At 40.8% G+C, this 22,779-nt stretch carries 23 protein-coding genes, 1 pseudogene and 1 riboswitch; of the genes and pseudogenes, 21 read left to right on the top strand and 3 right to left on the bottom strand.

Annotated features, from left to right (window positions below):
* Nucleotides 1-348 precede the first annotated feature (348 nt).
* On the bottom strand, nucleotides 349-702 hold the full coding sequence (gene erpA, locus DWA31_RS06970) for an iron-sulfur cluster insertion protein ErpA (protein WP_168427302.1): 354 nt from the start codon (nucleotides 700-702) through the stop codon (nucleotides 349-351).
* A gap of 97 nt (nucleotides 703-799) precedes the next feature.
* A complete protein-coding gene (locus DWA31_RS06965) occupies nucleotides 800-1,513 on the bottom strand; it encodes a DUF6776 family protein (protein ID WP_114325889.1) in 714 nt (237 codons plus the stop codon).
* 58 nt (nucleotides 1,514-1,571) lie between these two features.
* On the opposite strand from DWA31_RS06965, the gene DWA31_RS06960 reads away from it, so the two are divergent.
* The 4 genes from DWA31_RS06960 to hemL all read left to right on the top strand — a co-directional run bounded on the left by DWA31_RS06960 (nucleotide 1,572) and on the right by hemL (nucleotide 6,784).
* Nucleotides 1,572-3,371, top strand: coding sequence for a chloride channel protein (locus DWA31_RS06960; protein WP_114325888.1), 1,800 nt, complete (start codon nucleotides 1,572-1,574; stop codon nucleotides 3,369-3,371).
* A 63-nt stretch (nucleotides 3,372-3,434) separates the two neighbouring features.
* Nucleotides 3,435-3,881, top strand: coding sequence for a protoporphyrinogen oxidase HemJ (gene hemJ / locus DWA31_RS06955; RefSeq protein ID WP_245942526.1), 447 nt, complete (start codon nucleotides 3,435-3,437; stop codon nucleotides 3,879-3,881).
* A gap of 413 nt (nucleotides 3,882-4,294) precedes the next feature.
* Nucleotides 4,295-5,305 carry an aspartate carbamoyltransferase gene (locus DWA31_RS06950; protein ID WP_114325887.1) on the top strand — a complete coding sequence of 337 codons (1,011 nt, stop codon included), beginning with the start codon at nucleotides 4,295-4,297 and terminating at the stop codon, nucleotides 5,303-5,305.
* A 192-nt stretch (nucleotides 5,306-5,497) separates the two neighbouring features.
* On the top strand, nucleotides 5,498-6,784 hold the full coding sequence (gene hemL / locus DWA31_RS06945) for a glutamate-1-semialdehyde 2,1-aminomutase (protein ID WP_114325891.1): 1,287 nt from the start codon (nucleotides 5,498-5,500) through the stop codon (nucleotides 6,782-6,784).
* Nucleotides 6,785-6,840: 56 nt separating this feature from the next.
* Here hemL and moeA read toward each other — a convergent pair whose 3' ends face one another.
* On the bottom strand, nucleotides 6,841-8,076 hold the full coding sequence (gene moeA, locus DWA31_RS06940) for a molybdopterin molybdotransferase MoeA (RefSeq protein WP_114325886.1): 1,236 nt from the start codon (nucleotides 8,074-8,076) through the stop codon (nucleotides 6,841-6,843).
* A 198-nt stretch (nucleotides 8,077-8,274) separates the two neighbouring features.
* Nucleotides 8,275-8,440, top strand: a riboswitch (molybdenum cofactor riboswitch).
* On the opposite strand from moeA, the gene moaA reads away from it, so the two are divergent.
* The 17 genes and pseudogenes from moaA to DWA31_RS17175 all read left to right on the top strand — a co-directional run.
* On the top strand, nucleotides 8,427-9,398 hold the full coding sequence (moaA, locus tag DWA31_RS06935) for a GTP 3',8-cyclase MoaA (protein ID WP_114325885.1): 972 nt from the start codon (nucleotides 8,427-8,429) through the stop codon (nucleotides 9,396-9,398). It overlaps the preceding riboswitch by 14 nt.
* A gap of 1 nt (nucleotide 9,399) precedes the next feature.
* Complete coding sequence (gene mobA / locus DWA31_RS06930; RefSeq protein ID WP_114325884.1) at nucleotides 9,400-10,044, top strand: molybdenum cofactor guanylyltransferase; 645 nt, start codon at nucleotides 9,400-9,402, stop codon at nucleotides 10,042-10,044.
* A gap of 47 nt (nucleotides 10,045-10,091) precedes the next feature.
* The gene (gene moaB / locus DWA31_RS06925; RefSeq protein WP_114325883.1) at nucleotides 10,092-10,634 is read left to right on the top strand and encodes a molybdenum cofactor biosynthesis protein B; all 543 of its coding nucleotides are present in this window, start codon (nucleotides 10,092-10,094) and stop codon (nucleotides 10,632-10,634) included.
* Nucleotides 10,634-11,131, top strand: a complete 498-nt coding sequence (gene moaC, locus DWA31_RS06920) for a cyclic pyranopterin monophosphate synthase MoaC (protein ID WP_114325882.1) — start codon at nucleotides 10,634-10,636, stop codon at nucleotides 11,129-11,131. The genes moaB and moaC overlap by 1 nt, the downstream gene beginning before the upstream one ends.
* A gap of 60 nt (nucleotides 11,132-11,191) precedes the next feature.
* Complete coding sequence (gene moaD / locus DWA31_RS06915) at nucleotides 11,192-11,440, top strand: molybdopterin converting factor subunit 1 (RefSeq protein WP_114325881.1); 249 nt, start codon at nucleotides 11,192-11,194, stop codon at nucleotides 11,438-11,440.
* A complete protein-coding gene (locus DWA31_RS17035) occupies nucleotides 11,433-11,837 on the top strand; it encodes a hypothetical protein (RefSeq protein WP_136037980.1) in 405 nt (134 codons plus the stop codon). The genes moaD and DWA31_RS17035 overlap by 8 nt, the downstream gene beginning before the upstream one ends.
* 85 nt (nucleotides 11,838-11,922) lie before the next feature.
* On the top strand, nucleotides 11,923-12,375 hold the full coding sequence (gene moaE, locus DWA31_RS06910; protein ID WP_114325880.1) for a molybdopterin synthase catalytic subunit MoaE: 453 nt from the start codon (nucleotides 11,923-11,925) through the stop codon (nucleotides 12,373-12,375).
* A 72-nt stretch (nucleotides 12,376-12,447) separates the two neighbouring features.
* Nucleotides 12,448-13,209, top strand: a complete 762-nt coding sequence (modA, locus tag DWA31_RS06905; RefSeq protein ID WP_245942524.1) for a molybdate ABC transporter substrate-binding protein — start codon at nucleotides 12,448-12,450, stop codon at nucleotides 13,207-13,209.
* A complete protein-coding gene (gene modB, locus DWA31_RS06900) occupies nucleotides 13,196-13,882 on the top strand; it encodes a molybdate ABC transporter permease subunit (RefSeq protein WP_210725564.1) in 687 nt (228 codons plus the stop codon). Before modA ends, modB begins: the two co-directional genes overlap by 14 nt.
* The gene (gene modC, locus DWA31_RS06895; protein WP_114325878.1) at nucleotides 13,882-14,994 is read left to right on the top strand and encodes a molybdenum ABC transporter ATP-binding protein; all 1,113 of its coding nucleotides are present in this window, start codon (nucleotides 13,882-13,884) and stop codon (nucleotides 14,992-14,994) included. Before modB ends, modC begins: the two co-directional genes overlap by 1 nt.
* Nucleotides 14,995-15,038: 44 nt before the next feature.
* Nucleotides 15,039-15,788, top strand: coding sequence for a HesA/MoeB/ThiF family protein (locus tag DWA31_RS06890; RefSeq protein WP_114325877.1), 750 nt, complete (start codon nucleotides 15,039-15,041; stop codon nucleotides 15,786-15,788).
* Between the two features lie 158 nt (nucleotides 15,789-15,946).
* Nucleotides 15,947-16,075, top strand: a pseudogene (locus DWA31_RS17835) (IS3-like element ISCps2 family transposase); the annotation flags it as partial.
* 287 nt (nucleotides 16,076-16,362) lie between these two features.
* Nucleotides 16,363-16,563, top strand: a complete 201-nt coding sequence (locus DWA31_RS06875; RefSeq protein ID WP_114325875.1) for a hypothetical protein — start codon at nucleotides 16,363-16,365, stop codon at nucleotides 16,561-16,563.
* Nucleotides 16,563-19,304, top strand: coding sequence for an ATP-binding protein (locus tag DWA31_RS06870; protein WP_114325874.1), 2,742 nt, complete (start codon nucleotides 16,563-16,565; stop codon nucleotides 19,302-19,304). The genes DWA31_RS06875 and DWA31_RS06870 overlap by 1 nt, the downstream gene beginning before the upstream one ends.
* Nucleotides 19,305-19,323: 19 nt before the next feature.
* A complete protein-coding gene (locus DWA31_RS06865; RefSeq protein ID WP_114325873.1) occupies nucleotides 19,324-19,695 on the top strand; it encodes a response regulator transcription factor in 372 nt (123 codons plus the stop codon).
* Nucleotides 19,692-21,863, top strand: coding sequence for a 3'-5' exonuclease (locus DWA31_RS06860; RefSeq protein ID WP_114325872.1), 2,172 nt, complete (start codon nucleotides 19,692-19,694; stop codon nucleotides 21,861-21,863). The genes DWA31_RS06865 and DWA31_RS06860 overlap by 4 nt, the downstream gene beginning before the upstream one ends.
* Before the next feature lie 708 nt (nucleotides 21,864-22,571).
* A partial coding sequence (locus DWA31_RS17175) for a reverse transcriptase N-terminal domain-containing protein (protein WP_210725563.1) occupies nucleotides 22,572-22,779 on the top strand: 208 nt, incomplete at its 3' end.

Below are 22,779 nucleotides of genomic sequence, written 5' to 3'. Positions count from 1 at the left end.
GAATGGATTAATACCATTCGACTATCTCATGCATTGCCTAGAGCAATTGACCAACTCTGCACTTGATATCGAAACATTATTGCCCTGGAATGTAAAACTTAGCTAAGTGTTTTACCCAGACCTTCACTATATACGCACAAATTTTGCTAGTTCTAACTTCCCTGACACAGCTCTGAATTGACTAATTCATTATTTCAGTTGGTATTACTAGTCAAAGTGCAGAATTTCAGTGGGAATTAAAATGACTTTAGGCAAGAAAAATAATTCAAGCATAGTCATTCAAGCATAGTCATTCTATGCTTTGATTATTTAACGCCGTATAGAAACTAGATAGAAACTAGATAGAAACTAGATAGAAAAAGAAGAGCCACAGCCACACGTTGTTGAGGCATTGGGGTTATTCACAACAAAACGGCTACCTTCTAAACTTTCAAGGTAATCTACTTCACCGTCAACTAAGTATTGTAAACTCATTGGATCGATAACCATCGTTACGCCCTGTTTATCAATGGTCATATCACCATCATTCACTTTTTCGTCAAAAGTAAAGCCATACTGAAAACCAGAACAACCGCCACCAGTAACATAAACTCTAAGCTTTAATGCTGGATTTTCTTCTTCAGTAATCAAAGACAGCACTTTTTTAGCTGCAGCATCAGTGAACTTAATTGGTAATTCCGGATTTGAGATAGGATCAGACATAGAACTCTACTTTCTACTTAAAATAAGGTAAACAAAAGGGGTAAACAAGATAAATCTTGGTAATTATCTTAAACCTGACTAATTTAATCAAGTATTATTACAAATTCCAAGGGAGAGTTTTATTAAGTTTTTGATATTTCTGCCATTTACTTTTCGTTAATATCGCTGACACTTGTATTTTTTCAGCAATAAAATCATTAGGTAAAGTAAAGTCACCTGAAATAACTTGAAAATATTTAAAACTAAACGACAAACTTTTTTTAGTCGTCTTAGAAATGTCAGACAATTTTAATTGACTAGGCTTATTTGCAAAACTACCTGTCACCATTATATCAACATAACCTTTAGCATAGCGTTTTTTGAGCTTTTGCTGCACTAGAGTAATTTGAAAATTATAATGATTCGGGCTTTTACTGGCTGTAACTTTTACATTATCAATCACTAAGCCATTAGCACCTTTCTCAGGTGCCATCACTTTTTCATAAAACCCTAACTGCTTCTTTACCTGATAATGCTCATCAGCCATTTGTTTTAATGTCACTTGCGCATTTTGATTGGCCAATTGCTCAACAGCTAACTCTACTTCTAACGTGTGAATTCGCTCAACTTGAAGCGCTTGCTCTTGATATAGATCTTTAAGTCGATTTTTTTGTTGTGCTAATGTGGTCGTTTGAAAATTATGATAAAAATTGCCTAGCCTATAACCTGTAAATAAACAGATCACCATCAGAATAACTAAGAACAATGCCGATTTAAATGGGCCTAAACGTTCAATAACTACGGTAAGATTTATTTTTGCTAACCAATTCATGTGTAACGTATAATAACCCAATAAAAATAATATGAAATAACACTAGTTACCAATAATAATGAAACCTCTTAACGCAGTAAGAAAGCACCTAGCATTACCTAAAACCTCATGGCAAATTTGTTTGCTTGCCATTATTGGTGGCTTTGCATCAGCATTATTAGTCGTTTTGTTTACCTTAACTATTGAGGGAATTCAACAACTCTACCTAGTTAAACGCGATAACTATAACACCTTAGATGAAATAAGTCGTTTTGATTTACCTATCGTTGGTTCACTGATTATTTTACTATTTGCTTGGCTAACGGGCTATAAATATTTAAGGACAGGTATTCCTTTTGTTTTGTATCGATTAAAAGTAGCTCATGGCGTTATTCCGTTAAAAAACACCTTAAATCAATTTTTTGGTAGTGCGGTAGCGCTTGCTTCTGGATTTTCCGTCGGTAGAGAAGGACCCGCTGTACATTTAGGCGCTGCATGTAGTAGTTATTTAGGCAGTCTCTTAAAGCTTCCTCATAATAGTATTCGTACTTTATGTGCTTGTGGTATTGCCGCAGGTATAGCAGCTACTTTTAATACCCCTATAGCCGCAGTGCTTTTTGTTATGGAAGTTATTATGCGTGAATATAAAGTGCATATTTTTATTCCTATCATGTTGGCTTCATTGGTTGGCTCGTTAGTGACTAGCTCTGTTTTTGATACCTCACATAACTTTGAATTTTTCCATAAAATTGAATTAATTGACCAGCACTATATTCCCTTAGTGATTCTAGCCATTTTCTTAGGTGTACTTGCCGCTGCTTTCAATAAAAGCTTAGTTGGCATAATTAAGCATAGTGCAAAGCTACATATCGTACCAAGGCTTATGATAGCTGCGCTGATCACCGGTAGTTTAGGCTATTTAATTCCCGGCGCTATGGGCACAGGTACCAGTGCTATTGATGTAGCTTTAGGCAGTGACTTGCAGATAGGATTATTAATTAGTTTATTGTTAGCTAAGTTTATAATGACTACCTTTGCACTAGGATTAGGTATTCCTGGCGGTATTATAGGTCCTATCATTAGTATTGGTGCTATTGCAGGCGCACTAAGTGGCGCATTAGTTATGCAATTTTACCCTAGTGTGCACATTGGCAGTGATTTTATTTTAATGGGCATGGCTGGCCTTATGGCTGCTAGCTTAAATGCCCCCTTAGCAGCATTGTTAGCCGTTGTTGAATTATCTGGACAACTAGAAATAATCGTACCAGCGATGATCGTAATAACCATTTCAAGCATAATCTCTGGTCAATTATTTAAAAATCGCTCAATATTTACGATGCAACTTGATGCACAAAACCTTATTTATGAAAAACCTCCCGTCGAAAAAACATTACAAAAAATTGGTGTTTTAGGCCTAATGATAGAAAAATTTGAATTAGTAGAAAAAGCATCACAACGCTCGCTTGCAGGCCTTATTGTTAGTAGTGATATTAACGTACCAGTGATTAACAAAACTATTAAAAAAGTCACTAAACATAATAACGTTGTAGAAATAGTTGATTATTATTGGGCTGAATTTAGTGAACAGATTCCCTTATCGAGTAAATTATCGAATAAAACAGATAACACACTCACTAACAGCGAAACAGTTACCTATCAGATTTCAGATAAAATGCGTTTACATAAACTGATTCCTATCTCTCATCAAGCAACATTAGCAGAGGCATACCAACTATTAATTACCGAGCGTTGCGGAGGAGTATACATTTATCAAAACGATGTTAATGAGTTAATGGGCATAGTCACCTTTGAACAAATTAGACAATATCTTGTTACAGGTAAATTAGTGATAGGAAAACTTTATCAAGTTAAGCAATAAATGAGTCCCGTTGGTTTTACCCTACACAAATAAACTAACTTCAATTAAAGGAAAATTAAAGTAATGAACGCGTTTATAATAAATCACCTTTTATGGTTTAAAGCATTCCATGTTATTTTTATGGTTGCTTGGTTTGCCGGTATTTTTTATTTACCCCGCTTATTTGTAAATCATGCAGAAACAACTTCTAGAGAAGTAGCAGAGCATTTAAAAGGTATGGAAAGACGCCTACTTTATTTCATTACTCCCTTTGCCATATTAACTGTATTGTTAGGTTTAGTACTTATTTATGCATATGGCTATTCATGGTTTGTCAGCGCAAAATGGTTACACATAAAATTGACATTGGTAATTTTATTACTCAGTTATCATGGTTATTGCTTTAAGCTAGTAAAAACATTTCAACAAGATAAAAACACACGTTCAGGAAAATTCTACCGCATTTTTAATGAAATTCCAGTGTTAGCCCTTTTCGCAGTAATTATTTTAGTTTACGTGAAACCAAGTTAACCTTATTTCCTCGAACTATATTTAACTTTTCAGGATAAAATCCTAACGTTTTATTCTGAAAACCTTTTATACCCGTTCCATATGTATACCCGTAATCATTCAAAGTGCTCGATTCAGAGCACTTTGAATGGTCACGGGTATATAACTACTTCTCTCATTTTCAAATTTACTTATTTTACTTTTAATGTGATTAACATTTAATTAGCATTTATCGATATTCGTAGAAAATTAGTCCCAAAATCTAAATGTGCTACACAAGGTCGTTTAACAATATTTTTTATATCTTAGATTAATCCCGTATTGGTCATCTCTAAGTTATGGATTCATTAATTCAATTGGTATGATACAAGTGATTTTAAAAAGCGCTTTTTTATGCTATATTTCGGCAAATTTTTTCTCAAATGCTTTTCAATATGATGAATTTTCAAGGTAGTCATATTTTGTCCGTTTCGCAACTTGACCGCGAAGCAATAGCCAGAATATTAGATATTTCCGCAAATATGGCGCCCTACGCAGCTCGTCAGAAACGCTGTACAGTACTTGAAGGTGCTATTTTAAGTAATTTATTTTTCGAACCTAGCACCCGTACTCGTGTGAGCTTTGGTAGCGCTTTTAATTTACTAGGCGGCTATGTACGAGAAACCGTCGGACAAGAAAATTCATCCCTCAGCAAAGGTGAATCTTTATTTGATACTGCACAAGTAATTAGTGGTTACTCTGATGTTATCGCCATGCGTCATCCGCAAATGCATTCGGTTGAAAAGTTTGCTAAAGGCAGTACCGTTCCTGTTATTAATGGGGGCGACGGTGCAAATGAACATCCAACACAAGCACTTTTAGATTTATTTACTATACAGTCTGAAATGATGCACTTTCATAAAGGTTTAGATAACCTTGATATTGTTTTGATGGGTGATTTAAAACACGGTCGAACGGTGCATTCATTGTCAAAACTGCTCAGCCTTTATAATAATGTCAAAGTGACTATGGTGTCACCAACCGCACTACAAATGCCTGACAGCGTTGTATCAGCCCTTGAAGATTCAGGCCATCAAGTCATCATCACTGACACTATGGCAGGAAACTTATCTTGCGATGTGATTTATCAAACCCGTATTCAACAAGAGCGTTTTGCTAGCAAAGACGAAGCTGATTTGTATCGCGGACATTTCAGTTTGAACAAGAGTATATATCAGCAATATTGTCGTGAAAATACCGTGATTATGCACCCGCTGCCAAGAGATTCTCGCCCTGAAGCAAATGAATTAGATAGTGATTTAAATGATTTAGACAGCCTAGCCATTTTCAGACAAGCACAAAATGGTATTTTAGTCAGAATGGCATTATTTGCCTTAACATTAGGTGTTGAAGATCAATTAACCCAATATGAAAAAGAGGTAAACTGGCATACAAATAAGCGCTAAATTACCTATTTATACCCATGACACTTCAAAATGCGAGGTTCATAATGCCTGCATATTGAGATTACATAGATATATAACGATAATAATTATTAATATTTCCTTATTTACTGAGTGAAAATCGACCTTTGTCAGGTCAAATAATTAACCAGTGAAAAAATAAAGAGTACATTTATGAACCAAACGACAAATTTAATGACGAGTAAGTCAGAACAATTATTTTCTCAAGCAATGAACGTGATCCCTGGTGGTGTTAATTCTCCTGTACGCGCTTTTAATGGTGTGGGTGGTACGCCACCTTTTATTAAACGCGCGCAAGGCGCTTATATTTATGATGCAGATGATAATGCTTACATTGATTATGTCGGCTCATGGGGGCCGATGATTCTAGGTCATAACCATCCTGCAATTTTAGATGCGGTAATTAACACTGCCCAGAATGGTTTAAGCTTTGGTGCTCCTACAGAGCTAGAAATAACCATGGCAGAAAAAGTACGTGAATTAGTACCGTCAATGGAATCACTACGCATGGTTAGCTCTGGCACAGAAGCTACCATGAGTGCTATTCGCTTAGCCCGTGGTTACACTAATCGTGATAAAATTTTAAAATTTGAAGGTTGCTATCATGGTCATGCTGACTCATTACTAGTCAAAGCTGGCTCTGGTGCATTAACCTTAGGTGTACCAAATTCTCCGGGTATTCCTGCTGATTTTGCCAAGCACACGCTAACCGTTAGCTATAATAACATTGAACAAGTAAAAGAAATTTTTGCTGAATATCCCGATCAAATCGCCTGCATTATCGTTGAGCCAGTAGCAGGCAATATGAATTGTATTCCTCCTGTTGAAGGTTTCCTTGAAGGCTTACGTGCAGTATGTGATCAATACAGCTCAGTATTAATTCTTGATGAAGTAATGACAGGTTTTCGCGTAGCATTGGGCGGCGCTCAAGCACATTACAAGATCAAACCAGATTTAACTACCTTAGGTAAAGTTATTGGTGGTGGTATGCCAGTAGGCGCTTTCGGTGGTAAACAAGAAATCATGGATTACATTGCACCGGTAGGCCCTGTATATCAAGCGGGTACACTGTCAGGTAACCCGATAGCCATGGCTGCAGGCCTAGCCTCGTTAACAGAATTGGCAAAAGGTGATAAACATAAGCAACTAACTGCTGCGACTGAAAAATTAGCCATGGGCTTAAAAGCGGCAGCAGAACGACATGGTGTTAATTTAAGTATTAACTATGTCGGTGCTATGTTTGGATTTTTCTTTACTGATGATGAGCAACCCATAACAACGTTTGAACAAGTAATGGCTTGTGATAGTGAAAAATTTAACCGCTTCTTTCACCTAATGCTAGAGCACGGGGTTTACCTTGCGCCATCAGCGTTTGAAACGGGATTTTTATCTACTGCTCATACCGATGATATTATCGAGAAAACCCTTGAAGCTGCGGCTAAGTGTTTCGCACAACTGTAAATCACTTAAGGCTTTGAGGTATATAAATACCTTAAAGCCTTTTTATTTTATTGCGCTTACGCAATAAATTCGTCAAATAACTGCACCGTCACTGTTTCTCCCGAAGCTACCTTTCCCTGATCAGACCCTAAAACAATAAAACAATTAGCGTGCGCTAAACTAGATAAAATGCCTGAGCCTTGCGAGCCCGTTGAGACAACAATATTTTCGCCCTGCTCATTTACACTCAATATACCTCGTTGAAAGTCCATACGTCCGGGAGATTTTCTTAAATCATTGGTACATTTCACTTGTAATATTGTACGCTTTAACGGCTGTGCATTTTGCATTTTAGTTAACGCAACTAAAGCCAATTGGTGAAACGTTACTAATGCTGAAACTGGGTTGCCCGGCAAACCAAAAAAAACACTGTTAGGCAACTTACCAAAAGCAAACGGCTTGCCCGGCTTCATCGCTATTTTCCAAAAACCAATTTCGCCTAAATCATCTAATACTGTTTTGGTGTAATCCGCATCACCAACAGAAACACCACCGGATGAAATAACAGCATCTGCTTGTTTGTCAGCACTAACAAAAGCAGCTTTTATGGCTTCAAAGTCATCTTCAATCACACCAAAATCAATCACCTCAACATGTAACTTTTCTAACATGGCTCGTAACACAAAACTGTTGCTCTCATATATATCACCCGAATTTAACGCTTGCCCCGGTAATTTTAGCTCATCACCTGTTGCAATTAACGCTACCGTTAATTTGCGATAAACACGCACTTCGGCGATACCTAGAGAGGCTAAGATACCAATATCTACCGCTGATATCTTATGACCTTTATTCAGTACTTGTTGCCCTAATTGAATATCTTCACCCGCTTTTCGCACATGAGAGCCAAACTGCTTTTCATTTAAGAAAGTAATCTCACTATCATTCGCCTGAACATTTTCCTGCATTTCAACGCTATCACAACACGGTGGCATTTTAGCGCCCGTCATAATACGTATACATTCGCCTAACTTGCATGTCCCTTGGTAAGGCGCGCCTGCCATAGAGCGACCAACTAAGGTTAATATTTTAGTTTGGTGTAAACTCTCAAGCGCAAAAGCATAACCATCCATAGCCGAATTGTCATGATTAGGTACATTAAGGGGACTAAAGATATCTTGTGCTAATACAGAGTTCAGCGCTTGTTCTATTGCTATATTAACGGTTTCAGTAACAGGGGTTATTTGTGACAACATATTTTGCAGCGCCTGTTCAAAAGGCAATAAACCAGGGGCAGAACAACAATCAGACATAAAGTACTCACTTAGCATTAATAACATAACTATTTTCAATGACGCTAGTATCGCTCACTTTCGCAATAAAGTAATAGCGATTTAACTTTTATGCTGCACGCATCAGGTATTTATTGTTGCGGATCAAAATAATCACACTCAAAATCAATTACGATACTTGTCATTAAATGATATATACTAAATATTAGTCATAAGACTATAAATAATTTACACCGAGCTGTAATTGCTAACATCTATATTTTCACAAATAAGGTCAAGTAATTATAAGCCGTAGCAGTTATTTTCAAAAAATAGCTTGCTGCCAGGGTTAACAAGGAAACACGTTAGCCTCCCACATTTGGAAAGGTGACATGTTAACAGACAACTTTGGTCGCAGATTTTATTATCTGCGCCTATCTATTACTGACGTATGTAACTTCAGTTGCAATTACTGCCTACCTGACGGTTATCAATGTGATACACCGCGCGATTTTATGTCACTAACTGAAATACAGCGTGTAACTGCTGCTTTTGCAAGTTTAGGCACAGAAAAAATTCGCATCACGGGTGGTGAACCAGCACTTCGTAAAGATTTACCTGACATTATTGCTAGTTGCAAACAAACCCAAGGAATTAAAAAAGTTGCGATTACGAGCAACGGCTTTAAATTACCTGAACACATACCGCAGTGGTTAGACGCGGGGATTGATGCCATAAATATCAGCATTGATAGTTTAGATCCTCGTAAATTTCTTGCCATTACCGGCCATAATAAGCTTGATACCATTTTAAAAGGTATTGACATGGCACTAGCCGATGGTCGACCGACCGTCAAAGTAAATACAGTATTGATGCGTGAATACAGTGGTAGAGATATTCAAAGCTATTTAGATTGGTTAAAAGACACACCCGTCACTTTACGTTTTATCGAATTAATGCAAACCGGAGATAATCAAAAATTTTTTGATGCACAACATGTGCAAGGTTCACGTATCAAGCAAAATTTAATTCTTGATGGTTGGTTGCCAGTCATTCAAGACAAAGCAGCTGGACCTGCCCAAGAATTTTACCACCCTGATTATAAAGGCCGCATTGGCTTAATCATGCCCTATTCAAAAGATTTTTGTGAAAGCTGTAACCGCTTACGCGTCAGTTCATCAGGTAAACTTCATTTATGCCTGTTTGGTGAAAGTGGTTTGTCTTTACGTGAGCAATTACAATCGGACGATATTGAACCATTACAAGCTAAAATATTATCATTATTGGGCGATAAAAAAGCCACCCATTTTTTGCATGATAAGCTAACCGGCGGTACTAAGCACTTGGCTATGTTAGGCGGTTAATATGACTTCTTTTAAAACAGTTTTACCCGGTAAAGTTTCAAGTGAATTTTCAAGTAATGAGTGCTTAGGTGTCGTGCTAGCAGGCGGGTTATCTTCTCGCATGGGTCAAGATAAAGCTAAATTACTACGTAACACCACGGATATGCTTAACTTTTCGAAGCAATTATTGATTAACTCAGGTGTCAATAATGTCGTGGTTAGCGGTAATGAATATGACATACCAGATAAGGTCAAAAATAGTGGCCCTGTAGGAGGAATTTATAGCGTATTATCAAATTTCCCTCAGACTAAATCATTATTGATACTCCCTGTTGATTTACCCTTTATGACGACAGAAATCTTAGCTAATTTGCGCATTAAAGGTGAATTGAGCCACAAAGCTACCTACTTTGAAGATCATCATATTCCGTTGTATTTACCGAACAATGCCTATATTGAAATGTTTTTTTCAAAGATATTTTCCAACAATTCATTAATAAACAGCGGCAATATTTCAGGAAAAGCAACGAAAAAGAACGGCCCATCAATAAAAGCGTTACTACAACAAATACCACATCAAGCGATTCAGTGTGGTGATAGTGAGGCTTTATTTAATACCAATACGCCTGAGCAATGGCAGCAGGCAAAAAAACAGTTTAATTTTTAAACGCTTAATTTACTCTATACATTTATATATTAATAAAAGGCACCACTATGTCAGCACACGGCGGCAAAACGTTTATCCCTTTAAATATTGCGGTCTTAACCGTATCAGATACACGCAACGAATCAAACGACACCTCTGGCCAAGCGTTAGTTGAACGCTTAACGACGGCAGGTCATAACCTAGCCGATAAAGCCATTGTTATTGATGATGTTTACCAACTACGCGCGCAAGTATCTAAGTGGATAGCAGACGACAGTATTAACGCTATTATTTCAACGGGTGGCACTGGTTTCACCGAGCGAGATAATACACCAGAAGCACTAATGCCATTATTTGATAAAAATGTTGAAGGCTTTGGGGAAGTGTTTCGTCACGTGTCTTTAGCTGAAATTGGCACATCAACCATTCAATCGCGCGCCTTTGGTGGCATAGCTAACAAAACAGTGGTTCTCTGTGTACCTGGGTCAACCAATGCTTGTAAAACCGCTTGGGATAAAGTGATTAAAGAACAACTTGACGCAAGTCACAGACCATGCAACTTTGTGCCACATTTAAATATGTCGGCTCAGCAATGTGAGACTCGCGGCTAATGAGTAATTCAACAACCTCAGCGCCAGAATTAAGTCACCTTAATCAGCAAGGTGAAGCCAATATGGTTGATGTCACCGAAAAAGCGATGACTTCACGCACGGCAACCGCACAAGGATTCATAAAAATGAATCGTGCAACTTTTGAGTTGATCACTACAGGTAAACACAAAAAAGGTGATGTTTTTGCCGTAGCACGTATTGCAGGCATTCAAGCGGCAAAAAAATGTAGTGACTTAATTCCTTTATGCCACCCCTTAATGCTGAGTAAAGTACAAGTCGATTTCACTTTAGATGCTGAAAACTCATCAGTGAAAGTAATAAGTTTATGCCGATTAACAGGGCAAACTGGCGTAGAGATGGAAGCATTAACCGCTGTATCTGTCGCCTGCTTAACCTTATTTGATATGTGTAAAGCCGCCGATCCTGCGATGGAAATTTCAGGCATAAAAGTGTTGACCAAAGAAGGTGGTAAATCAGGTCATTGGCAGGCTAACTAGTGTCACTTCTTTTAGGTAAAAGATGAAAATGAGTTTAGAGTAAAATTGTAGGAGAAAACCATGATCAAAGTTGTTTTTTTTGCCGCCCTACGCGAGCAATTAGACTGTAGTGAAATAACCGTAAGTAGTGAAAATATAACTACCGTGGCTGATTTAAAACTGCAATTAGCCAGTAAAAGTGAGCAATGGCAAGCCCTCTTTGCTAATACGTCATTATTGAGTGCAGTTAATCACGATATGGTTGATAGTGAGCAACAAATTAAATCCGGTGATGAAGTGGCTTTTTTCCCTCCGGTTACGGGTGGATAACATACCGTTCATCCTGAGCGTGAGGAACGAAAATCCTCCGTTCATCCTGAGCGTGAGGAACGAAAATCCTCCGTTCATCCTGAGCGTGAGGAACGAAAATCCTCCGTTCATCCTGAGCGTGAGGAACGAAAATCCTCCGTTCATCCTGAACGTGAGGAACGAAAACACTCCGTTCATCCTGAGCGTGAGGAACGAAAATCCTCCGTTCATCCTGAGCGTGAGGAACGAAAATCCTCCGTTCATCCTGAGCGTGAGGAACGAAAATCCTCCGTTCATCCTGAGCGTGAGGAACGAACAGTCGAAGGGCGACAAGCTTCCTTCGACAAGCTCAGGACAAACGGAAAAGCAGACAAACGAAAGAACGAAAAGCAGACAAACGGAAAAATGTATACCCTGACGGTAAGGAACGAAAATCCTCCGTTCATCCTGAGCGTGAGGAACGAACAGTCGAAGGACAAGTAAAAAAGTTAAAGAGCAAAAATATGAATCAAGAAATATCCATACAAACAAGTGATTTTAGCTTGGCTGACGAAGTTGCGTTGCTTGAGCAAGATAATCCCATCGATGGCGCTATCGTCACGTTTACAGGCCGTGTAAGAAATAATAACAATGGCATGGATGTCAGTGGCTTAACATTAGAGCATTATTCAGGAATGACAGAAAAGTCATTAGCGAAAATAATTAACATTGCCAAAACCCGGTGGAATATTGGTCGGGTAAAAGTAATCCACCGTATTGGCGAACTAAACATTGGCGAGCAAATTGTATTTGTTGGGGTAACCAGTAAACATCGACATGATGCTTTCGCCGCCAACGAATTTATTATGGATTTTTTAAAAGTAGAAGCACCCTTTTGGAAAAAAGAACGTACAGAGCAAGGCGAATCTTGGCTTGATGCTAAAGCAACCGACGATACTAAAGCGCAAAAGTGGTAAGTTAAAATGATCTTATCAAGGCTAGAACCACTAAACCTTATTTGCTTTCTATTGTATATAAGCATTAGCTGTATGGGCGTTAGCTTTGCCTCGAATCATAATACTGATAACCCATTACGTATTGCCGTTGCTGCAAATTTCACTCCCGTATTAAAAGAGTTACTGTTTGAATTTCACCAACAAACTAATATTAATACTCAAATTATTAGTGGCGCTACAGGGGCATTATTTTTACAAATAAAACATGGCGCCCCTTTCGATATATATATCGCCGCTGACAGCGTTAGACCTAAACTACTCGAACAGCAAAATTTAATACTAATCAACAGTCGAAAAACTTACGCTATTGGTCAGTTAGCACTGTTATCAATGCATAACAAAGCACAATTGAGTGACTTAGCAACACCACCAAAATATTTTGCTATTGCCAACCCTGACATAGCCCCTTATGGAAAAGCCGCAAAACAAACATTGCAACATTTAGGCTTATGGCAACAGTATCAAAACAGCTTAATTACTGGCATTAATATTAATCAAACTTTCTCTCAGGTACGCAGCCAAGCAGTACGCAGTGGTTTAGTAGCTAATAGCCAGTTAGTTATTAATAAGTTAGCTGGCGTTGTTATTCCCAGTAGTTATCATCTCCCTATACAGCAACAATTAGTCATTATTAAAAATAGGGCTAATATTGATCATGCTAAACGGTTAAGCCAATTTTTATTATCTCCAAAAATTCAGAAAAAAATAGTAAGCTTTGGCTATGCTAACAACGCGCTCCCTCAACAGCCAATTCAGCAATTCACTCAACAAGAGAAAAATCATGCCAAGCCCTGATCTTCTGGCCCTAGCAGTTACTTTGAAAATGGCGGCACTCACCACTGTGATCCTGTTATTGATTGGTACGCCGCTGGCTTGGTTTCTTGCTAAAATGACCAGTCGCTTTAAAGTAATTATTGAAGCCATTGTTGCCCTACCCTTAGTTTTACCGCCAACCGTATTAGGTTTTTATTTATTAATCGCTTTTTCACCACAGCATTTACCCGGGCAAATGTGGCAGCAAGTAACAGGGCAACAACTTGCCTTTAGTTTTTCGGCTATTGTCACTGGCTCAGTATTGTATTCGCTACCTTTTGTAGTGCAGCCATTACAAAAAGCTTTTGAGCAATTAGGTGGCTCATTATTAGAAGCTGGAGCTATGCTAGGTGCTGGACCGATAGATAGGTTTTTCACGATAGTGCTCCCCTTAACGAAATCCAGTTTTATCACCGCGGCTAGCCTCGGCTTTGCCCATACCGTAGGCGAATTTGGCGTGATATTAATGATAGGGGGTAATATTCCTGGTGAAACCCGCGTATTATCAATTGCATTATTTGATCACGTAGAAGCCTTTGATTATGCCAAAGCGCATGTCCTTGCCATCAGTTTACTTATCGGTTCAATGATTTTATTAGCCTCGGTTTATTTGTTAAACCTTCCTCGTCTTAAAACAGGAAAGCGAGCTAACTGATGACTATACTCAACCTAGACTTCAATCTCCATTACAAATCGTTTGATTTCGCTATTAATCAGGTGCTTGATTTAAAAGGTATCACAGGTGTTTTTGGTCATTCTGGCTCAGGTAAATCCACGCTACTAAGAGCTATTGCAGGTTTAGAAAAGAATATCACTGGCTCGATAGTTTTAAATGAAAAAACGTTCATCGACACTTCACAAAATTTAGGTGTGAAGCCTGAACAACGCAACATCAGTTTAGTATTTCAAGACAGCCGCTTATTTCCGCATTTAACCGTACGCGATAATTTAAAGTACGCAGCTAGGCGCTGTGTTAGTAGTCAATTAAATCTCATTGATATACTCAGGTTAACCGAATTAGACCATTTAGCTGATGCCAATGTGACTGATCTTTCTAGTGGTCAAAAACAACGCGTTGCCTTAGCACGAGCTTTATTAACTGAGCCAAAATTATTACTCCTTGATGAACCATTAAGTGCCCTTGATCAGGTAAGTAAAACTAAGTTATTAGGCTTAATTGTCAAAGTACAGCAGCAACTTAATTTACCTATTTTATACGTTAGCCACTCTTTAGATGAGCTACAACAAGTGTGTGACAACCTGTTGATATTGTCACAAGGAAAGGTCATAAATTATGGTAATATTCACCATACTATTCATCAACTAAACTTTCTGTCAGCTCGTTTACCAAATGAACAATTAATCCATCAACAAACCAGTTTATCTCTGCCAATAGCAAGCACAGACAATGGCCAAGGATTAATGGTATTGGCACTCGCTGAGCAGGAAATTTTATTACCACGTTTACCCGGTGAACTTACCAAGCATAAGCATCTACGTTGCTTTATTTTGGCTAGCGATATCAGTATTTGCTTATCTGAATCCCAAAATAGCACTATTGTGAATCATGTATCAGGGACTATTAAGGCAATAGAGTCGAGTTCTTTAGATGAGTCTACGCATTCTGTATTAGTTACCGTTATTTGCTCAGGACAAGAGTTTTTTGTTCATATCAGTACTTATTCACAACAAAAGTTAGCGCTATGTATAAATCAACAAGTGTATTTACAGTTTAAAGCTGGTGCCGTTCGAACTTATCTGTATTAAATGTTAGAAAGCCAATTTAGAAGAAATAGATAAAAGGAAAAAATGTGTTAACAACGCAAGAACAACTAAAATATTCCAGACAGATTATGCTCGACAAAATTGGCCAATCTGGGCAAGTATCCCTGCGTAACGCCAAAGTACTTATTGTTGGTGTTGGCGGCTTGGGAAATCCGGCTAGCTTATACTTAGCTGCCGCCGGTGTTGGCACTTTATATTTAGCTGACGGTGATACCATTGAATTAAGTAACTTACCTAGACAAATACAGTTTAGCGAACAAGATATTAATCAAAATAAAGCAGATACCGCCGCAGAAAAACTCAATCAACAATTCCCAGATTGCCAAATTGAAGCCATTGATGACATGCTAGATGAAGAGCTATGTGATTACTATTTACCACAGGTAGATTTGGTACTTGATTGCTCAGATAACATTGCCACTCGTTATTTAATCAACCAAGCTTGTGTTACTTATAAAGTCCCTTTAGTTGTCGGCGCAGCAACAGGCTTTGACGGTCAACAAATGGTGATAGACCCCAGAGATAACGACAGCGCTTGTTATCATTGCTTATTTCCATCATCAGAAAAAGCACCTGCCAACAATTGCCAAACCATTGGTATTTTAGGCCCTGTACTCGCAATAGTTGCAGGCATGCAAACATTACAAGCAATAAAGTTACTTACTGGCAATAAAGCTCAAATTAATAAATTGAATTTGTTTGATGGTTTATCAAACCAATGGCAACATTTTACCATGAAGAAACAGAAAAAATGTACTGTTTGTGGTGAAAAATAATAACTCTGTAGCAGAAATGAATAGTTTTTGAGCTCCATTAAAGAACTCATGCCAAAGACCAAAACCTAGCCTAATACCGACGGATAAACGACAAAAATTAATAGGTCACAATGAGCACTTTATAGTCGTAATGGACTTATACCCGCTCCACTTGAAGATGCAGCATGAGTGCTAGAGGGAATTGTTATGATAATGCTGTTGTGGAAAACTTTTTCGGGTCACTTAAAAGAGAGCGAATTTGTCGATACAATTACAGAACAAGACAAGGAGCTCAAATAGATGTGTTTATATAAAATGCTTCTATAATAAAAGGAGCCTTCACAGTTACCTAAGGAATAATACCAATCAGACTAACTAAGTGATCTTTTTAAATGGTCTAAATATCCAATAACATCGTTGCTTTCAATCCTAATAGCCAGCTATTGGTCAATCAAGCGTCTTGTTCTTGAAAATTTATCCTCATTAAAATTTGACCCATTGATTAATCTGATTGGTATAAAAGCCCGTCGGGCTTTGATTTTGATACTGTTAATTATTGAATGTCTATGGAGATTCGTTCCTATTTGGAGGGATTATGTTAAAAGGCATGACATCACAACGCCTGATTGCTCTATCGCTGACAGGCATAGTGTTTCTGAACTTCCCACTACTTGCGCTATGGGATAAGGATATACATGTACTGGGATGGCCACTCCTGCCATTTGGATTATTTCTGATCTGGGGAATATTAATTGCAGCCCTGGCCTGGGTGATGGAAAAGCGGAAGACTAGCTAATGCTCTCCCCAACTCTGGTCATAACTGTCTCTTTTACTTATCTGTTTATTCTGTTTGCTGTCGCCTATTTCGGTGACAAACGTGCAGAAACTGGGCAATCCATCATTGCCAGTCCGTGGGTATATGCCCTGTCCATGGCCGTGTATTGTACCGCATGGACCTACTTCGGTAGCGTGGGACTTGCCGCCAGCGCCGGAGTGTGGTTTCTGCCCATTTACCTCGGGCCTATGCTATCCATGATCCTGGCCTGGCTCGTGGTGCGAAAAATGATCCGCATTGCGAAAACCTACCGTATTACGTCTATCGCCGATTTCATTGCCAGTCGCTATGGCAAAAGTCCCTTGCTGGCTGGGCTGGTAACAATAATCACAGTGGTCGGCATTGTTCCTTATATCGCCTTGCAGTTAAAAGCCATTTCCAGCGGTTACAAAGTGATGACCACCCCTCTGGGTGGCATTGCTACACCACCGTCCGCCTGGTGGTCTGATGGAACCTTGTATATGGCATTGATACTGGCGGGGTTCACCATCATATTCGGTACCAGGCATCTAGATAGCAGTGAGCGCCATGAAGGACTGGTGGCAGCCATTGCCCTTGAGTCAGTCGTCAAGCTGGTGGCTTTTCTGGCGGTAGGACTATTTGTGACTTATGGCATTTTTGACGGCATGTCAGACATATTTTCCCAGGCATCAGCAATAGCAGAAATCAAGGCGTTACTGACCTTTGACCAAGGACGCTCGTTTGCCTACACCCAATGGTTTGCTCTGACACTACTGGCCATGCTGTCGGTTATTTTTCTACCACGCCAATTTCAGATCATGGTTGTGGAAAATGTCGACGAGCAACACTTGAAACGAGCAGTCTGGGTGTTCCCGCTTTATTTATTGCTGATCAATATTTTTGTCTTACCCATTGCATTGGGAGGACTGCTTTATTTTGGTACTGCCCCCGTAAATGCTGAGACCTTTGTGCTTTCCCTACCACTGGCACACGGCCAGAACATGCTGGCCTTATTCGCTTTTGTTGGCGGGCTATCGGCTGTGACCGGTATGGTGATTGTCGAAGTCATCGCTATATCAACCATGGTGTGTAATGACCTGGTCATGCCGGTGCTATTGCGCACCACGCGACTTGGTGAACGCTCCGGCGGCGACCTGACCAAATTGCTACTTTTCATTCGCCGTATTGCCATCATCGGCATCCTGCTATTGGGCTACCTGTATTTTCATTTAGCCGGGGAAGCCTATGCCCTGGTTAGCATTGGCCTGATCAGTTTTGCCGCTGTCGCACAATTCGCACCCGCTATGTTGGGCGGAATGTACTGGAAAAACGGTACACGCGACGGTGCACTTGCGGGACTTTTACTGGGTTTTGTGATGTGGTCTTACACGTTAATGTTACCTTCACTCGCCAAGTCTGGATGGATATCTGAAGATTTTCTTAATCAGGGTCTATTTGGTATTGAATTGCTTAAGCCAGAGCAATTTCTGGGGCTGGTAGGCCTTGACAATCTGACCCATTCCCTGTTTTGGAGCCTTTTTGTTAATATAGCGGCATACGTGGCGGTATCACTCTGGAAACGCCCAACAGCCCATGAAACCAGTCAGGCCTTATTGTTTGTAGATGTTTTCGAACGTACTCACTTATCCCATCCTGTATTCTGGCAGGGCCAGGCAAAAGTGACTGACCTGTTACACCTGACCGGACGTTTTATGGGAGAAACAAAGGCGCTGCGGCTGTTCACCGACTATGCTCAGGAAGTGGGCGTAGATGAGATCGGGCAAATCCCCGAAGACGCAACACTGGTACACTTTGTAGAAACCCATCTGACCGGAGCCATTGGCAGTGCCTCTGCACGGATTATGGTGGCTTCAGTAGTGGAAGAAGAGGCTCTGGAACTGGATGACGTAATGCGCATTCTGGAGGAAGCCTCTCAGTTACGCGCCTATTCGGAAGCACTGGAAGAAAAGTCGCGTTCGTTGGAACAGGCCACCAGGGAACTACAAGTGGCTAATGAACAGCTTAAAAGCCTAGATCGATTGAAGGACAACTTTATGTCATCCGTGACCCATGAATTACGTACTCCGCTGACCTCCATCCGCGCAATGACAGAGTTAATGCTGGATGACCCCGACATGGAGGAAGAACAGCGCCTAGAATTTCTCAGCATTGTGGTGTCAGAAGCAGAACGTCTTAGCAGACTGGTGAACCAGGTACTGGATATGGCAAAAATAGAAGCAGGTCATGCCGAGTGGCACAGCAGTGATGTGGACATACTCGAACTGGTAACGCAGTCAGTCAATTCCATCTCTGGCATCTATAAGGAACATGGTGCTGTATTGGAAGTTCATGCCCCGAAGCATGTGTCATTGATCCGCGCCGATGCTGATCGCTTGATACAGGTGCTGATAAACTTGCTATCAAACGCTGTCAAGTTTGTGCCCGAGCAGAAAGGTAAGGTTGAAGTGCATATACGAGATGCAAAGGAAGGCATCACGGTTGAAGTAATTGACAACGGGCCAGGGATCGCACCGGAAAAACAGCAACTGGTGTTTGAAAAGTTCCGCCAGGTAGAAGGTGAAATAGACCGTCAGCCAGGTACTGGCCTAGGTTTGCCAATTAGCCGTCAAATTGTGGAGCATTTTGGCGGGCGCATGTGGTTACAGTCAAAAATAGGCGAAGGTGCCTGCTTTGGCTTTTTCTTACCCAGGCAAAAAGACAGTCTGACCGATACATCATAATGATAGGAGTTCCAAAAAAATGAGTAAAACTATCCTGATTGCGGACGATGAGAAGAATATCTTGATTTCTCTGGAGTTCCTAATGAAACGGGAAGGCTATGTTGTAGTGGTAGCACATGATGGTCAAGAAGCGATCGATGCCATTTCCAGAGAGCATCCCGATCTAGTGTTACTTGATGTCATGATGCCTAAAAAGACTGGCTTTGATGTTTGCCAAGAAGTACGCGCGAACCCCGATCTTAAAGATATGCTTATCCTGATGTTGACAGCTAAAGGGCGTGATACCGATATCGCCAAGGGACTGGCAATGGGCGCTAATGGTTACGTCATCAAGCCATTTTCCACCCGAGAACTGGCACAAAGAGTACACGACATGCTGGATCAGGCATGAGACGTTTTGACTGGAGAGTAGCCATTGGTGTTGCCATCATTGGTATTATCTGCCTGCTATGGCTGCTGGCAACAGGCATATTGATCTGGTCATCCCTTGACGAAACAAGTCGTGATGCAGTTGCAGCCACGCTTGGGCCAAGCCTTGAATTGTTGATTTTAATGTGGGCGATATCTCTGGGTGCGGTTGGTATCGCACTGCGTTGGCTAGTGGCTTACTTCATGACAGCCCCTGCCCGTCTCGCAGAAGATGCTCAGGTTTTGCTTGGCACCGATGTAAAACGCCAACTTAAACCCAGTGGTAGTATTGAAAACCGTAGCTTGACCGATCTGTTCAATCAGTTAGTGCAGCAGCGAGAAACATTACGTGAGGAAATGGATACACTTGTGCAGGAAGCAGCCCACAACACAGAACTTGAAAAAAACCGCCTGGCCGCACTGATGTCCGAACTCAGTAAAAGTGTCGTGGTTTGCAATCTGGATGGGCGAATCCTGCTATACAACAACCGAGCCCGGAGGCAGTTCCATCGATTATCACAAAGCCCCAATGTTGCGGCTGGGGTTGAATTGATCGGTCTTGGGCGTTCAATTTATGGCGTGTTCAATCGCAATTTACTCAAACATGCACTAGAAAATATTCAACACCGTTTACACCATAACGTAACATCTCCATCAACACAGTTTGTAACCACCACACAGTCAGGGCAACTGCTACGAGTACAAATGGCACCGGTACGCGCTGTACAACTTGAAAACAGGGAATCCGCCCAGATGACGGGGTTTGTACTCTTAACCGAAAACATCACCCATGAATTTGAAGCACTATCACAACAGGATCACGTTCTAAATACGCTTACCGAACGCAGTCGTGCTGCAATAGCAAACATGCAGGCGGCTCTTGATGTACTGGAATACCCCGATATTGAACCGGCCATGCAAGAAAGTCTTCTGGCTGTTTTACGTGAAGAAACGCAGGGACTTGGGGAACGTATCCATGAACTAAAATCAACCACCGTGAATGGCTTCATGTCTCACTGGTCCCTCGAAGATATGCTGGGAGCTGACTTGGTTGAGGCCGCCATAAACCGTATTAATGCACTGGAGGGACTTACCGCGACCGAATCCAGTGTCGATACTTCCGTTTGGCTGAAAGTGGAAAGCTTTACATTACTAGAAGCAATCACCTATCTGACCGAGCATGTACACCAGGAATGTGGCGTCGACACGGTGCAATTTCGCCTTGGCATGACCGAAACTCATGGTCAGCTTGATCTTTGCTGGACTCCACTAAACAATAAAAAGGACACCAGGTTAAATTGCGAAAAAGATTTCATTCGCCTTGGCGGTGAAAAAAGCTCATTAACAATCCAGGATGTCGTTGAACGCCATGATGGTGCGTTCTGGTTTGAACACGAAGCAGAGGGTAATCAGGCATTATTCCGCTTCCTTATACCACTGGCTAAAGCACAAGAGGATCAGAATACATCAGCTTTGATGAATGAAGAAAGCCGCCCGGAATTTTACGACTTTGATCTGTTTCAGGCCTCGGAACAAACGCGTTCACTGGAAGATTGCAAGCTTAGTGAACTTTCCTACACCGTCTTTGATACAGAAACGACCGGGCTGGACCCTGCTGGCGGTGATGAAATTATTCAGATCGGAGCCATACGCATTGTCAACGGTAAGCTGTTACAGCAGGAGAACTTTGATCAACTGGTAGATCCCAGAAGATCCATACCAACAGCAACCATACCGATTCACGGCATACAGCCTGAAATGGTGGAAGGAAAGCCCGTCATTGAAGACGTATTACCAGCCTTTCATGCGTTTGTGGGTGATACCGTGCTGGTGGCACACAATGCCGCATTCGACATGCGCTGCCTGCAAGTGAAGGAAACGGCTACCGGGGTGGTGTTCGATCAGCCCGTACTGGATACCCTGCTACTGTCTGCTGTCGTCCATCCCAATCAGGAATCACACGCGCTGGAAGCTATTGCCGAACGCTTTAACATTAATATTCATGGGCGCCACACGGCCTTGGGTGACGCCATGGCAACAGCGGAAGTGTTCCTGCACCTGATTCACCTGTTGGCAGAGCAAGGCATACATACCATGGGACAGGCACGTGTCGCCGCCCAAAAGACCTACTATGCTCGTCTCAAATACTAGGGGCTGTTGATCTTTCATTTTAGTCTCTGCTATAGGCTAATTTTTAAGTTAACAAGGCGAAAATAGTGCTATGTAGTCACTCTACTTTAATGATTTTCAACGATGTAAGGTTGAAATTCTAACTCGCTATGTGCCGTGCGACGTGAAGTCGTATGAAACGCTGTTCACCGCGATAAGAGTGAACCATCTGTATCACCAGATGACCCTAAGACTCTGAATAAAGTAGCGAGTCTGACAATGTAACAAAGTCCACTGGACGGGAAACGAATCGTGAGAGGATGTTCCTCCTGATAACCACAAGTCGGGTAAGTGCTAGGGAGTCAGTATGATGAATGAAAGTGAACCCATGTAAGATGCGTAATGCGAGAAGCAGCGGAAGTGGTTAATACGCTGTGGCCAAAATGGCAACGAGGGTAGGAAAAAGGTTGGCATATACTCTTTCGTGATCGAGTAGCCCTTCGCATTAGAGTGGGCATCTAACCTGACACTGCGTTCCATGCGGAACACGGTAAGCCTGTATTGCTCCCGAAAGGGAAAGCTGTCTGTAAAGAAAGCCGATAGTGGTGCAGGTAAAGGAGGCTGGAGAAAGCTAATGCTGCGTTGTAATGATGCAGATACAGACTAATGTCTGACACGAAAGTGAGCCCACTTCCAGCTGGTCTCCCGTTGCAAGATGATTTGAAGAACTTTATTCAAGGAGAAACGCAAATGATAACTTTCAATGAAGTTAGTGCCTCTTCTTACGGCACTCAGTGGCAATCCATCAACTGGAAAGCCGTCGAGCTGCAAGTATTAAAGCTTCAGATGCGCATTGCAAAAGCAACCAGAGAAGGTAAACAAGGCAAAGTGAAAGCTCTGCAATGGATACTGACTCACTCGAAATCAGCAAAATTACTTGCTGTTAAACGAGTATCAA

The sequence above is a fragment of the Candidatus Colwellia aromaticivorans genome (assembly GCF_003333305.1).
Lineage (GTDB): Bacteria > Pseudomonadota > Gammaproteobacteria > Enterobacterales > Alteromonadaceae > Colwellia > Colwellia aromaticivorans.
This window is presented reverse-complemented; position numbering and strand designations above follow the sequence as displayed.